The sequence below is a fragment of the Sphingobacterium sp. UBA1498 genome, from assembly GCF_002325125.1.
Taxonomy (GTDB): domain Bacteria; phylum Bacteroidota; class Bacteroidia; order Sphingobacteriales; family Sphingobacteriaceae; genus Sphingobacterium.
Genome location: NZ_DCRG01000032.1, coordinates 453,857 through 468,866, shown reverse-complemented (window position 1 = coordinate 468,866; position 15,010 = coordinate 453,857). Strand labels below are relative to the sequence as shown.

Genomic DNA, 15,010 nt, shown 5'->3' with positions numbered 1-15,010 from the left:
GAATAATAAGCCATATTGAAACAACAATATGGCTTTTTTTGTTGTCCTAGTGACGATAAGTTTTTATGAGAATAAAAAAACATTTACATACATGAAGATATTCATCACAAAAAAAATTCCACAAAAAGGCATAGATCTATTACAATCTGCAGGCCACGAGATTACAATTCACGAATCGGCCAGCCCACTTTCCGAAAACGAGCTTATCGAAGCCAGCCAACAATGCGACTACGTCCTTAACGGTGGGATGCAAAAGTTTGATGCCGATTTTTTTGAAAACTGCCCCAACCTTAAAGCCCTATCACTCATGAGCGTCGGCTATGATAATGTGGACATTGCAGCCGCAACACATCATCGGGTCCCTGTGAGCAACACCCCGGGTATACTTTCTGGGGCAACCGCAGACGTCGCCTTTCTTTTAATGCTAGCGGTATCGAGAAAAGCCTTTTTCAACCATAAAAGAATATTGCAGGGTAAATGGGAAGGGTTCGATCCTACTGAAAACCTAGGGATCGAACTCAACAATAAAACTCTGGGCATCTATGGACTGGGGCGGATTGGCTTTGAACTGGCCAGAAAAGCCAGAGCAGCATATAACATGGAAATTATCTACTATAATCGGAGCAGAAATGAGGAAGCAGAGCGAGTTTTGGGTGCCAAATATGTAAATTTCGATGAATTGCTAATGCGTAGCGATGTACTTTCCATACACGCTGCTTTGACAGCGGAGACTAAAAGGCGGTTTGACAAAAATGCATTTGCACGCATGAAAAACTCCGCCATATTAGTGAATACTGCAAGAGGTGGATTGGTCAATGAATTCGACCTGACAGCAGCACTGCAGGCTGGCGAATTATGGGGTGCAGGACTTGACGTGACAGACCCTGAACCGATGAGGCCAGATAATCCGCTCTTAGCACTGGAAAATGTATGCATTCTTCCTCATATCGGGTCTGCCACCGTAGAAACCAGGGATAATATGGCCTTAATGGCTGCCAACAATTTATTGGCAGCAATCAGAGGTGAAAAAATGCCACAAGTCATCAATAAAGAAGTATACCAATAATAATTATACGAATGAAAAGAAGATTTTATCAGCTGTTGAACAGCTTAAATAAGGCCATCTTACCTCGATACAGTCAGATGGATCCTCTAAAATTAAAAAAGTACCAGCAGGCGATTATTGCCTACAGGTACTTTGTTCTCCTCAATGCCTTGGGAAATGATCAGGATTGAATTTTCGGAAGGGCTTCGTTAATTAAATTGGAAGTCCTATAAATTTCCTTTCTCTTCAACTCCAGCATATTCTCCTGCGTGGAATTTCGGGCATTTCGCTAATCAGCTCTTCTCGTTCAGGCACAAATAGTCAATATCGTGACACTATCGCCCGAACCAGAATAAAACAGGTGGCCTGCGACTTTTACATACGTTTCCAGTTGAGAGGAGCACGCTCAAGGTGATTTCACCCTCCGCTTTTATATTTCTACCGTACGAAGAGTATTGATCGCATGCTCAAACATCCATAGGAGCATTCTGCCCGCAAAATTACTCAAGCGTCCCTAAGACATCATATCCACATCCTATTCAAAAACAGAAAACTTAGCGATAAACAATGTGCTCCAAATCCCAATCTGGTTTGCGTCATGAGCAGTAACATGTGTCAATACCGAATAAAAGCTAAGAACACGATTTTGCCAATAGGATCTTCTTGTAATCAAAGTGACAAAATCATTGAAAAACACCACAGAATAAAAAATAAACACCACTTTAGAAAGAATATTTAACTTAATTTTGTCATATGATTAGAAAAAACACCATACCTATTCTTGATAGTTGTAGTATTGACCTGAACAATAACACAACGCTTCATATTGATGATCTTAAAGCATATATCATCAAACATCAGGATATGGTGTTTCCACACAAACATAATTTTTTTCATTTTGTTCTTTTCACGCAAGGTTCGGGCGAGCATATCATTGATTTTAATCAGTATAAGATTGAGCCTTATCAGATTTATTTTATGGTTCCTGGTCAGGTCCATACCTGGAATTTTGTGGGAGATGAAGCCGGTTATGTTGTCAATTTCTCTATCGACTATTTTCAATCCTTTCTTTTACGTACGGATTACCTCGAACGCTTCAGTTTTTTACAGGGCAAAATTGAACATCTGATATTCGTTTTGGCTGAACAATATCGAAATCAAGCAACAGCTATTCTGGATCAAATCATATTTGCGAAAACCGAGCGGCTATCGGAAGATTATATCCGTACACTTTTGTTGCAGTTTATATTATTTATATCAATTGGTACAGAGAAGGAGCACCTCGAAAAAGGCAACCCTTACAATCATAAAATATTCAATAGCTTTCAGCAATTAGTTGAGCAGCAGTTTAAAGCCACAAAGCTGCCCAGCATTTATGCAGATCAGCTATTTATCACACCGAATCATCTCAATGCGATCTGTAAATCCTACATTGGTCAATCTGCTGGAGAAATTATACGGAACCGTATTGTTCTTGAAGCGAAACGACTTCTGGTCAATAGGAATTTAAATATTACCGAAATTGCAGATGAACTGCAATTTAAGGACAACTCTTATTTCACTAAATTTTTCAAAAAATCTGCTGGACTCACACCTGAAGAGTTCAGAAAACAACTATAACTATGGAAGAAGTTAAATACGAATTATCTGAATTTAAAGCTGCATGGCGAGCAAAATGTCCAAGATGCAGAATCGGCCATGTGTATCAAGGACCTGCCTACGGTATGAAAGTCCAAAAAATGAACAGCCACTGTGAATACTGCGGCCTGCGCTATGAGCGTGAACCAGGATATTTCTATGGTGCGATGTACGTAACCTATGCTTTTGCAATCGCTGAAATGGTTACAGCCTGTATGGCAACTTATATTTTAACCGGCAACGATTCTTCATTCATACTCTATGCCACAGTCGCTATTATGAGCGTTGTGTTAATGTCTCCATTCAACTACCGCTATTCCCGTATCATACTGATGTATTGGTTAACTCCGGGCTTAAGATATGACCCAAATGTCAAAAAAAAGGAAGTTGACGTTAAGGCTTCAGCATAACTTTCATTATTCATATCTTTATCCGAATGAAGGATATGATATATTTAGACAATAATGCCACGACGCGTATTTTGGATGAGGTATGGAACGAAATGACACCTTACTTCCTCCAAAACTATGCAAATGCATCAAGTGTCTATCACCAAATGGGCCGTGAGGGCAATGCAGCGGTACAGCAAGCCCGCAACAATATTGCAGCTGCCCTTAACTGTGCTCCAAAAGAAATATTCTTCAATTCTGGCGCGACGGAGAGTATCAATACCGTCATTAAAGGTATATTCGAAAAATATCAATCGAAAGGAAAGCACATTATCACCGTCGCAACAGAACACAAAGCCGTATTAAGTTGCTGTGAGCAATTGGCTAAAAAAGGAGCAAAAGTTACCTATCTTCCAGTAGACGCTCAGGGCATGATTGCCCTGCATGATCTAAGAAGTGCGATAACCGAGCAAACAATATTGGTCTGTATTATGGCGGCCAATAACGAAACAGGTGTATTGTCTGCGATCACGGATATTTCCGAAATCTGCACCGAAAAAGATGTTTTGTTTTTTTGTGATGCGACACAGGCCATCGGAAAAGTCAATATCGATTTACAGCAGTTGAATATTGATATACTCTGCTTAAGTGCCCACAAAGTTCATGGGCCAAAAGGAGTCGGCGCACTCTACATCCGGAGAAAGTCGAGACCGATTCAGATTAGCCCGCTTATTATAGGTGGAGGCCAAGAAAATGAATTTAGGGGCGGTACATACAACGTTCCTGCAATCGTAGGATTTGGAAAGGCTATCTCCCTCATTCACCCAGCACTATATAGCACAGTTGAAAGAAACCGTGACTTCTTGGAAGAATTGCTAAACGATATCCCCGAAATCATCATTCACGGGAAAAATGTACCGCGTCTACCAAATACCAGTTACATCAGCTTCAGACATATCCTAGCCAGTGAAATAATGACTGCCTGCCCCAAACTGGCACTTTCTTCTGGCTCGGCTTGTGTGACCGGATCCAGGGAACCTTCGCATGTGCTAATGGCCATGGGACAATCCAAAGAAAACGCATTATCTGCTATTCGATTTAGCTTAAGCCTATTGACCACCAAAGAGGAGATTATCCAGTGCGCGGAAATGATCAAAGAAGCTGTCAAAAAAATACGCGATCAATCGCCTATATGGCAAATGTTCAAAGATAGTCTGATCAATTAATTTATGACATTCTAAAAACTTTATTACAGCAGAAATATAGCAAGATTGTATGTATCTTTGCGCTATACAAAGGATAATACTATGATTACAGTTACTGACAAGGCAAAAACTCGTATCGAGGAAATCATGAAGGATGAGCAATATGACAGCAATTACTTTGTGCGCGTTGCTGTAGAAAGCGGAGGCTGCTCAGGTTTAAGCTATAAGCTTAACTTCGACAACGAAGAAAAAAAAGGCGATCAATTTTTTGAAGATAAAGGAGTAAGAGTCTGTTTGGATATTAAATCATTTTTGTATTTGGCTGGTACAGAGCTTGATTATTCTGACGGTTTGGAGGGAAAGGGATTTGAATTTCACAATCCCAATGCAAGTCGCACATGTGCTTGTGGCGAAAGCTTTTCCGTATAGCCAATACCGATAATGCAGTCTATACAAAAGAGCCTTGAAGATCCTTCAAGGCTCTTTTGGTAAGTAACCCAACACTTTTAGCTGTTCAAAAGATTATTAGTTTTATAATTAAATATTAGCCTGTATCCATTTTGTTAGAATTTTTTTATTTTTTCAAGTTTTTAATAGATAAATATTAAAAATCACAATCAAACACATTAACCGATGATATTTTCATACTTTTGTAGCAAATAACTGAATAAAAAAATAAAAAACTATGCGTAGCAGTCCGCGCATAGTATTTCATTTAACACATATGGAGGGAAGAAAACTTTTAAATACCGAAGTTGCTATCAGCTTCGTTAAAGATACATTTGTCCAACAATTAAAAAAAGCCTTAAATTTAATTCCAATCTCTTCACCACTGGTGGTTTTGGACGGGACCGGGTTAAATGATGACCTGAATGGAATTGAGCGTCCGGTATCATTTCCAATAAAATCATTGAATGAAAAAAGAGCTGTCGTCGTACATTCCCTTGCAAAATGGAAAAGAGTACGTTTAAAAGAGCTCGAGATGTTATCTGGCGAAGGCATCGTTACAGATATGAAAGCACTGCGTCCTGATGAAGATTACACCCCTATTCATTCCATCTATGTAGACCAATGGGATTGGGAAAAAGTAATTGATAAAAATCAACGCAATTTGGCTTCATTAAAAGAAACAGTACTAAAAATTTATGAAGCTTTGCGATTTACCGAATTACAGGTTGAAAGCAAGTATCCAACTATAAAAGCGATTCTTCCAGAATCCATTACTTTCATTTCATCTGAAGACTTGTTGCAAAAATACCCCAACCTAACTGCTAAAGAACGTGAAAATGCCATTACAAAAGAACACGGTGCCGTATTCTTACATGGCATTGGAGGCGCCCTCAGCAATGGCGTAGCTCACGATGGTCGCGCAGCGGACTACGATGATTGGAGTACAACTAATGAAGCCGGTCACAAAGGATTGAATGGAGACATTCTTGTATGGAACCCAATTTTAAATTCAGCTTTTGAACTTTCATCCATGGGAATCCGCGTTGATAAAATGGCGCTAGCACATCAAATGGAAATCAGAAACTGCACAGAAAAATCAAAACTGACTTTTCACAGCATGCTGCTGAATGACGAATTGCCTGAATCCATGGGCGGAGGTATCGGACAATCGCGCGTCTGTATGTTTATGCTCAAGAAACAGCATATAGGCGAAGTTCAAGTCAGTATATGGGAAGAGGACAAAAAAGAGTCTTTAAGAAGAGAAGGTATTGATATCTTATAAAACGATACCTATTAGGAATCGATATAATCCTATCTCCAACCTTATTCTAGTTATACTATAAATAAGCACCAGGTAATCATCTTTTGTAGACCGGTAACCTGGTGCTTATTGTATCGATCAACTTGTATTTAAATATTCATCGCTGTTTGTTCTCCTCAGAATAGTAGTATTTCGTATTTTTGTCGAATGCAGTTAAAAGCTATTTTAGACAAATTATATATTTCATCCTTAAATGAAATGCAAGAAAGGGTGTTGGAATCGTATCAGAAGGATCACGATTTTCTTCTACTTTCGCCCACCGGATCTGGCAAAACTTTAGCCTTTTCATTACTCATCTTGCAACAATTGAAGGCGGAGGCTCGAAAAGTTCAAGTATTAATAGTAGTGCCTACACGCGAGCTTGCTTTACAGATTGAACAAGTGCTACGCAAGGTCGCTACAGGCTACAAAATCACTTGCGCATATGGTGGACATCACACACGCATCGAAAAAAATGCTTTCAAGGATGCCCCTGCAATTATCATTGGAACACCAGGGCGTATAAAACAGCATATTGAAGAGCAAAATTTTGATCCCTCCAACATCCATACTCTTGTGCTGGACGAGTTTGACAAATCATTGGAACTCGGATTTCAGCATCAAATGGATTTTATTATTCAACACATCCCCACGATCAAATCAAGAATATTAACTTCCGCAACGATGATGGACACGCTCCCACCGTTCACGCAAATAAAGCAGCCCATCCTAGTTGACTTTCTTCACAACTCAAAACATACCCCACAGATTACAATTAGAAAAGTAGTTGCTCCAGTTCAAAAGAAATTAGAGGCACTACTTAAACTCATCTGCAAGATTGGCACAAAAAAAATGATTGTCTTCTGTAATCACCGCGATGCAGTAGATCACATTAGTGAACTTCTCGACAACCGCAATATTATCCACGATACCTTTCATGGGGGACTTGAACAACAGGATCGCGAGCTGGCACTTCTAAAATTCCGAAACCATTCTAATCATGTACTGATCACAACAGACCTTGCTGCAAGGGGATTGGATATTCCAGAAGTTGATTCTATTATACATTACCAGTTGCCACACAAAGAAGACGATTTTACTCACCGCAATGGACGCACAGCCCGTATGCAAGCTAAGGGTGATGTCTATGTAATCCTCAAACCGGAAGAAATATACCCTTACATTCCAACAGAAATACCTGAGGAAGAATTTCCGGAATTCTATAATCTCCCTGAAAACTCACCATTTGCGACACTCTATATTAGTGCCGGGCGAAAGGATAAGATCAACAAGATCGATATTGTCGGATTTTTGCTCAATTTGGAAGGAATTGAAAAGGATGACATTGGTATCATAGAAGTAAAAGACAAATCAGCATACGTTGCTGTCCGAAGAAAATTTGCTTCCATTATTATCAATAAAGCGAATGGGCAAAAAATTAAGGGACGTAAAGTGAAAATTGGACGCACCTAATTACCCCAAGATAAATCCATTAGAGATGCAAGTATAAATCAAATTTTATGCTTGCATTTCTTTTTTCAGGATATGATACCTTCTCCCCCCGTATTAATTCCATCCTTATTTAACTTATATTCTCTCTTTCAAGAGATAAATTCTTGATCAATCATTGCGCGTGCCGTTGCCATGGAACAATTATCCATCATTTATGATACGGGAAGCACCTTTTAAAAGTCGAGATTCGACACGTGTGACTAATGAACCAGCACTCGACATAGCGATAGCAATTTAGCTTTAAAACAAGCGCGTTCCCAAGGAATTAAGACTTTTCTCGGCGATTAAATTAACCTTTAAACAACACCACCTTGACTATTAACAAGGGTATAACAGGGGGTTAACAGGGGGGCATCAGGGGTATACCGGTGCTACCCCCCTGTTAACTCGGTGTTAAATTAGTGTAATGTCCTTTTTAATGATGAATTTGGTGCGCACTTGGTTATAATAATTACTGGCAAGGGCAATATAATGGATAAACAATGCGAGTTATCCATATAACTATTCATGCGAATTTGATGACAGAAAAATTCGGTAATAAGATGAAGGTAGGGTTAGTTTAGGCTACAAATACAATCGTCAGATAAGCAGTATACATCAATGTAAATAGCTCGTCTGGCGATTGAATCCGAAAATCTTTAGGGTAGTAATTTTAAGCATTATTCCGCCCAGGTCAAAGACCTCACGATTAATCCAATGCTTTTAAGTAGCGAAGATACAATTGTACAGCCTCTCGCTTTTTATCTGTTAAATGGAAATCGAGATGCTGTGTTAAATATTTTGTGTAATCAAAGCCTTCAAACTCGGGTAGACCGGCAATAACATCAGTTGCATGTTCCACACCATACGCTAAAGCCTCATTAAATTGTTTCACAAAAGATACTGGAAGCTCTTTGTTGCTTACCCATAAAGCGAAAGCGAAGGGCAGTCCTGTAAAATTAAACCACTCTTTTCCCAAATCATAGACATAGGGAACTGCGTTCTTTTTACCGAAGGTGCGATCTCCAATTAACACATAAGCATCTGGCTCGGTAGATTCGTCAGTGATCAATTCTACTTCTTTTTTCCAATAGTTCTTAATCAATACACGGGCTAATCCATTTGAAGTGCGCGATTGTCTATCCAAGCGTAAGGTTTCCACCTCTTCAATAGGTTTATTAGCAAAAATAAATACGGAATCGACGGCACCTTCTGTACCTATACAAAAATTCGTATTGATATAATATTCAGGAAGACTTAATAAAGCAGCTGTCGGGATAATACCGATATCAGCTTCGTCATCAATTACTTTCTGTGCACATGCACTTGGATAATCGACACTCAAGTCGATCTGTTCCATTATTTTTGATTGACGTATACCATTCAGAAATGGATACGTATTTGTATACGATACGGCAGAAACTCTAATTTTATTCATCTATCAATGCTTCTAAGTGTGCAATATTGTAATGGTCTACAATCTCAAATTGACCATTATCATACAGCAATTTATATAAAGCAGTATTGGTGTGCGGAAAATCATCCATATAGCGGGCCTCTACGCCCGTCATGAGGCAAAGCATAATCCTTAATGCACGTCCGTGCATACATACGAGAATATTCTTTTCGTCTGTCTGAGCTAGCATATGATCCAAGGCGACCTGCTGACGGGCCATCAGCTCATTGGGAGACTCTCCGTTTTCAATACTGACATCCAATTCTCCATTGCGCCATGCTGCTACTAATTTTTCAAAACCAGCTAACAACTCCGGTGTTTGCTCTTTTCCCTCATAAACTCCCCAGCTTATTTCATCCAATCCAACGAGCTGTTCCCAAGGTAAGTTCAAATCTAGAAATCCCTGTACAGTTTGATGAGTACGCAATAAGGTTGAGGTATATATTTTATCAAAAGGCACGGTATTGTAACGATCAAAGAAAGCCTGAGCTTGCGCTACTCCCATCTTGTTCAGCGGCGAATTAACTCCTCTCCCCTGTACAATGCCTTTTAAATTTAGATCAGTCTGTCCGTGCCGTATAAAATAAAATGTCTTTTTCAAAGTATGAGTCTAGTTATGAATTAACAACGGGTAATGCGTAATAGCTTTTCTTTTGATTACCTTGATCAAATACAAAATCTTTATAATCTGTAACCACGTTATACAGCGTATCTCTTTCAATAGGATGACGGCCAACATTTTTTATGAGTTCAACAACTTCTTGTGTGGTCATTCCCGGCTTTTGTTCCTCCGCTCCTGCCATGCTGTATATCTTTGTTGTATCGTCCAATGTTCCATCGATATCATCTACGCCAAACGCCAAGGATAACTGCGCTGTATCTCTTGAGATCATTGCCCAATAGGCCTTAATATGATCAAAATTATCCATGTATATCCGAGCAACGGCATAATTTCTCAAGTCTTCTATCACGGATACTTCTGGAATATGGGACATTTGGTTCCCTTTATTTCTAAATTTCAAAGGAATAAATGTCTGAAAGCCCCCCGTCTTATCCTGCAATTGTCTTAAGCGATCCATGTGATCTACGCGGTGCCAAAACTGTTCTATATGACCATAAAGCATGGTTGCATTGGTGTGCATACCTAGCTTGTGTGCCTGCTCGTGAATATCTAACCATTGTTCAGCCGTACATTTATCATGCGCGATCTGTTCTCTGATTTCTGGATGAAAAATCTCTGCACCTCCCCCCGGCATAGAATCCAACCCGCAAGATTGTAAATACTTGAGGCCATCGTAATGGCTCAGTTTTGCCTTCTTAAAAATATAGTAATATTCAACAGGTGTAAGTCCTTTGATATGCAGTTCAGGACGGTGCTCCTTACATCTACGGAAAAAATCGGCGTAAAACTCGAGGTTTTGTTTAGGAACGACACCTCCCGTGATATGAACTTCAGTCACAGGCTCATTGTCATACTTTTTGACAATATCCATCATACCATCAACCTCCATCTCCCAGCCTTCTGCCCGCTCCTTTATGAGCCTGGAATACGAACAGAACTTACAGTCATAGACACAGACATTGGTCGGCTCGATGTGAAAATTACGATTGAAAAAAGTACGGTCACCATGACGTTTCTCACGGATATAATTCGCAAGTACACCAAGATAGCCCAATTCACCTTTTTCATACAAAAGAACCCCTTCATCAAACGTGATACGTTCCTCTCGCAAAACTTTCTCCGCTATATTTCTCAATTCGACAGCTAAGTTTTTGTCGTTAATAAAGAAATTCAATTTATCTATTGCGTTCATTAAATGTATCTCCTATCTTAAATCAAATGTACCGAAAAGGCTACAAAAGTTATAATAAAAAAATGTGACAACAACTAATTTGACAAAGCGCTTAAAAAGTGGCCTAATCCGTAAATTGTTGCATTTCGATTAATTTCCGATACAATCCTTCGCGCTGTATCAGCTCACTATGACTGCCCATCTCTACAATCTTCCCCGCTTCAATAACAACAATTTTGTCTGCATTCTGAATGGTACTTAAGCGATGCGCAATGACAACTGTTGTTCTATTATCCATTAATTTATAAAGAGAGTCCTGTACCAATTTCTCAGATTCAGTGTCTAAAGCGGAAGTCGCTTCATCGAGTAGCATGATTGGCGGATTTTTTAAGACGGCTCGCGCAATACATATGCGCTGACGTTGACCACCTGATAATTTGCCGCCCCTATCGCCGATGTTGGTCTGATAACCATGCTCCGTTTTTAAAATAAATTCATGCGCATTCGCAATCCGTGCAGCAGCTTCTACTTCCTCCTGACTCGCAGAAACATTGGCAAAAGCAATGTTGTTAAAGATCGTATCATTAAATAAAATAGATTCCTGATTGACTACACCGATCATATCCCGTAAAGAATCCTGATTTAGCGCCCTTAAATCTGTACCATCAAAGAGAATCTGCCCATCCGTAACGTCCATAAATCGCGGAATTAAATCGACTAAAGTCGATTTACCACCTCCTGAAGGACCTACCAATGCAACGATTTTCCCTTTTTCTATCGTTAAATCAATATGCTGTAAGATTTCTTTGTCTTGGCTATACGAAAAACTCACCTGATTGAATACGATACTTTTCTCAAAGCTTTTAACAAGTTTGGCATCTTTGGAATCTTTGACTTCAGTCTTTTCATCAATAAGTTCCAAAACCCGTTCACCAGCGGCAAGACCATTGTGGATACCACTAAAAGAATCCGTTAAAGCTTTTGCAGGACGCATGACCTGTGAAAAAATAGCGATGTAGGCAATAAACTCCGGTGCGGTCAAGCTTTTGTCGCCTGAAAGGACCAAATGACCTCCATACAGAAGAATAATTGCCACCATAATAACGCCAAGCAATTCAGAAACGGGTGAACTTAACTGTTGCCGTTTAGCCATAGCGCGTCCGATATTCGCATAATGTTCGTTCTCATTATGAAACCTGTTCTTAATAAACGATACCGCATTAAAAGCTTTAATTATTTTGATGCCAGACAACGCTTCATCCAAATAAGATATCATATTTCCATAAGATTCCTGAGCAGCATGGGCCTGAGTTTTGAGATTTTTAACAATCCTAGCGATAAAAAACCCAGAGATGGGAATAACCAAGAGCGAAAAGAATGTCAATTGTGCTGAAATGTTAAACAGCATGACAATATAGGCTATTAGCTGCAAAGGCTCTTTAAAAACAACTTGTAAAGTTCCTGTAACAGAATATTGCACCACCTGTACATCTGAAGCAACCTTAGACACAATATCCCCTTTTCGCTGCCCCGTAAAATAGCCAACATGCAGATCCATCACGTTATCAAAAACCGCTCTGCGCAATTTGAGTAAAGTATGAATGCGAAAGTTTTCCATGATACGTTGGCAGAAATAACGAAACAGATTGCTGATAAAAACTGAAATTACAATAACAATACACACGTATTTCAACGCACCATAGGCTCCAAGCTGGTTATTGGCAACACTTGCATAGTAATTAAACCACGCGAGAATGTCGGTATAAGTCTCGGGTTTTACCGCTTCGACGGTCGTATTACCAGCGTTAAAAAGTGTATGGAGTAATGGAGCAAGCAATGCTAAATTTAATGTACTAAAAATAACCGTGATCAGCGTGAAAATTACATATGGGATTGCAAATTTCTCAATGGGTTTAGCAAACGATAAGAGCCTAAAATATGTTTTCATTTAATTTCAACTTAGACAAACTACTCTTCAACAAAAAAGTAACTCGTCGATCTCTCCTCTTCCTTTCAGATTTTTATGGAGGAAATTGAACAAAAATAACAAATTAATCAAGAAAAGCACCTATCGTGTTAAGGGACTATAAAATTGTTGCATCCAAAGAACAAAAGCGTTCAACCTGCTCTGCTTGAAAAATCGATAAAAAAATCTCATTTTAATGGATAATTCCCTAATTTAGCCTTATTCAAACACCATATTTAGTAAAATAAAATGCAAATAGACGTTGCCAAAAGATTGCAGCACACCGAAGAATATTATTTCTCCAAAAAATTAAGGGAAATAGATGATTTAAATAAACAGGGTATGCGCGTGATCAATCTAGGAATCGGAAGTCCAGATTTGCCCCCGCATCGGGAGGTAATCGAGACATTAAGTACGAATGCCCAACTCCCAAATGCGCATGGCTATCAAAATTATAAAGGTGCTCCTGCCCTACGACAAGCCGTTGCGGATTGGTATCAACGTTATTATCATGCAACTTTTAATCCAGATACAGAGATACTTCCCTTAATTGGATCAAAAGAAGGGATTGTGCACATCTGCATGACTTATCTTCAAGAAGGAGATCAAGCTCTTATCCCCAATCCTGGATACCCCGCTTACGCTGCAGCCGTACGGCTGAGTGGTGCCGAAGCGATTACCTATAACCTAACACAAGAGAAGAATTGGCTTATTGATTTGGATGAGCTCAAAAAACAGGACTTGTCAAAGGTTAAATTGATGTGGATAAACTATCCACACATGCCTACAGGTGCATCCGCACCTGATGCATTCTATCAGAAGCTGATTCAATTTGCCAAAGAGCACAACATACTGATTTGTCATGACAATCCGTATAGCTTTATCCTGACAGATACACCAAAAAGTATCATGAGTATTGCAGGAGCGAAAGATGTAGCCATTGAATTAAATTCGCTGAGCAAGTCTTCCAATATGGCTGGATGGCGAATTGGTGTACTCATAGGCGCCGAAGAACGTATAAACCAAGTTCTCCGTTTCAAAAGCAATATGGATTCGGGCATGTTTTTACCTGTGCAACTGGCTGCCGCAAAAGCCCTGCAATTGGACGCATCTTGGTATGCTGACCTAAACAAGATTTATGCGGAAAGACGTCAACAGGTTTATGAGATTATGGATTTGTTAGCTTGTTCTTATCAAAAAGATCAAGTAGGATTGTTCGTATGGGCCCGCATTCCCGAAAAATACAAGGACGGTTACGAACTGAGTGATGCCGTTTTGGAAAAATCACGGGTATTTATTACACCGGGAGGAATTTTCGGAGATAGAGGTAATCAATACATACGTATTAGCCTTTGTGCCACTGTGGATGTACTCAAAGAATCAATCCAACGAATAAAAGATAGCTTCTAAGAACTTAATATAATTGTTTATATATGAACATAGCCATTGTCGGCGTAGGCTTAATAGGCGGTTCCGCTGCCATTCGCCTAAAAGAAACAAAATTCTGCGACAAAATAATCGGTGTAGATAAGAGTCAAAAAAACTTGGATAAAGCGATGCAAATCGGCTTTATCGACGAAACAGCCAGCCTGGAAGACGCGATTAAGAAGTGTAAAGTATTGGTGCTCACGATTCCTGTCGATGCCATTTTACATGTTGTTCCTCAAATTTTGGATCTGGTCACCGATCAAGTCGTCATTGACATGGGATCAACGAAAACAAATATTCTCCATAAAATTAAGAATCATCCTAACCGGGGGCGTTATGTAGCAGCCCATCCAATGGCCGGAACAGAATATTCGGGACCGGAAGCAGCTGTAGCCGGCTTGTTCAAAGGCAAAATGATGGTATATGTCGAAGCCTTTAAAACCGATGAGGATGCGTTCGAGATCGCCGATGCTATTACGGACCAACTGGAGATGCGAAGTTGTTTTATGAATGCCGATGAACATGATGTACATACCGCTTATGTATCCCACATCTCCCATCTCACTTCTTTTGCACTTGCCTTAACGGTATTGGAAAAAGAAAAATCTCAAGGACGTATTTTCGAACTTGCAGGCTCCGGATTTGAATCTACGGTTCGTCTGGCCAAAAGCTCACCGGATATGTGGACACCTATTTTCAAGCAGAATCGAGAAAACGTACTCGAAGTGCTCGAAGAGCATATCAAGCAACTTCAATCCTTGCATGACGCTATTGCCACAGAGGACTATGACAAATTACACAAACTCATTACCCGTTCCAATAAAATAAAAAGGATTATCAAATAAGGGT

General features: G+C 39.6%; 14 protein-coding genes. 10 read left to right on the top strand and 4 right to left on the bottom strand.

The window, feature by feature from the left end; all coding sequences use genetic code 11:
* The first annotated feature begins 91 nt into the window (after positions 1-91).
* The 8 genes from B3139_RS18800 to B3139_RS18765 all read left to right on the top strand — a co-directional run bounded on the left by B3139_RS18800 (position 92) and on the right by B3139_RS18765 (position 7,500).
* On the top strand, positions 92-1,066 hold the full coding sequence (locus tag B3139_RS18800) for a 2-hydroxyacid dehydrogenase (RefSeq protein WP_293885050.1): 975 nt from the start codon (positions 92-94) through the stop codon (positions 1,064-1,066).
* An 11-nt stretch (positions 1,067-1,077) separates the two neighbouring features.
* Positions 1,078-1,236: a hypothetical protein gene (locus B3139_RS18795; RefSeq protein WP_293885049.1), complete on the top strand. Its 159-nt coding sequence runs from the start codon at positions 1,078-1,080 to the stop codon at positions 1,234-1,236.
* Between the two features lie 562 nt (positions 1,237-1,798).
* On the top strand, positions 1,799-2,665 hold the full coding sequence (locus B3139_RS18790) for an AraC family transcriptional regulator (RefSeq protein ID WP_293885048.1): 867 nt from the start codon (positions 1,799-1,801) through the stop codon (positions 2,663-2,665).
* Between the two features lie 2 nt (positions 2,666-2,667).
* A complete protein-coding gene (locus B3139_RS18785) occupies positions 2,668-3,093 on the top strand; it encodes a DUF983 domain-containing protein (RefSeq protein WP_209574781.1) in 426 nt (141 codons plus the stop codon).
* A 26-nt stretch (positions 3,094-3,119) separates the two neighbouring features.
* Positions 3,120-4,298 carry a cysteine desulfurase family protein gene (locus B3139_RS18780; RefSeq protein WP_293885047.1) on the top strand — a complete coding sequence of 393 codons (1,179 nt, stop codon included), beginning with the start codon at positions 3,120-3,122 and terminating at the stop codon, positions 4,296-4,298.
* 81 nt (positions 4,299-4,379) lie between these two features.
* Positions 4,380-4,706, top strand: a complete 327-nt coding sequence (locus B3139_RS18775; RefSeq protein ID WP_209574783.1) for a HesB/IscA family protein — start codon at positions 4,380-4,382, stop codon at positions 4,704-4,706.
* Between the two features lie 295 nt (positions 4,707-5,001).
* Entirely contained in the window at positions 5,002-6,009 is a 1,008-nt protein-coding gene (asnA, locus tag B3139_RS18770; RefSeq protein ID WP_209574785.1) for an aspartate--ammonia ligase, read from the top strand.
* A gap of 186 nt (positions 6,010-6,195) precedes the next feature.
* Entirely contained in the window at positions 6,196-7,500 is a 1,305-nt protein-coding gene (locus B3139_RS18765) for a DEAD/DEAH box helicase (RefSeq protein ID WP_209574787.1), read from the top strand.
* 727 nt (positions 7,501-8,227) lie between these two features.
* Here the strand turns inward: B3139_RS18765 and B3139_RS18760 are convergent.
* From B3139_RS18760 to B3139_RS18745, 4 genes are all read right to left on the bottom strand, one after another.
* On the bottom strand, positions 8,228-8,956 hold the full coding sequence (locus B3139_RS18760) for a menaquinone biosynthetic enzyme MqnA/MqnD family protein (RefSeq protein ID WP_293885046.1): 729 nt from the start codon (positions 8,954-8,956) through the stop codon (positions 8,228-8,230).
* Entirely contained in the window at positions 8,949-9,575 is a 627-nt protein-coding gene (locus B3139_RS18755; RefSeq protein WP_209574791.1) for a histidine phosphatase family protein, read from the bottom strand. Before B3139_RS18755 ends, B3139_RS18760 begins: the two co-directional genes overlap by 8 nt.
* A 13-nt stretch (positions 9,576-9,588) precedes the next feature.
* Positions 9,589-10,788, bottom strand: a complete 1,200-nt coding sequence (mqnE, locus tag B3139_RS18750) for an aminofutalosine synthase MqnE (RefSeq protein WP_209574792.1) — start codon at positions 10,786-10,788, stop codon at positions 9,589-9,591.
* Positions 10,789-10,891: 103 nt separating this feature from the next.
* Positions 10,892-12,715 carry an ABC transporter ATP-binding protein gene (locus B3139_RS18745; RefSeq protein WP_209574794.1) on the bottom strand — a complete coding sequence of 608 codons (1,824 nt, stop codon included), beginning with the start codon at positions 12,713-12,715 and terminating at the stop codon, positions 10,892-10,894.
* 267 nt (positions 12,716-12,982) lie between these two features.
* Here B3139_RS18745 and B3139_RS18740 point away from each other — a divergent pair, with 267 nt between their 5' ends.
* The gene (locus tag B3139_RS18740) at positions 12,983-14,143 is read left to right on the top strand and encodes a pyridoxal phosphate-dependent aminotransferase (RefSeq protein ID WP_209574796.1); all 1,161 of its coding nucleotides are present in this window, start codon (positions 12,983-12,985) and stop codon (positions 14,141-14,143) included.
* Positions 14,144-14,166: 23 nt separating this feature from the next.
* On the top strand, positions 14,167-15,006 hold the full coding sequence (locus tag B3139_RS18735; RefSeq protein ID WP_209574797.1) for a prephenate dehydrogenase: 840 nt from the start codon (positions 14,167-14,169) through the stop codon (positions 15,004-15,006).
* The last annotated feature ends 4 nt before the right edge of the window (positions 15,007-15,010 follow it).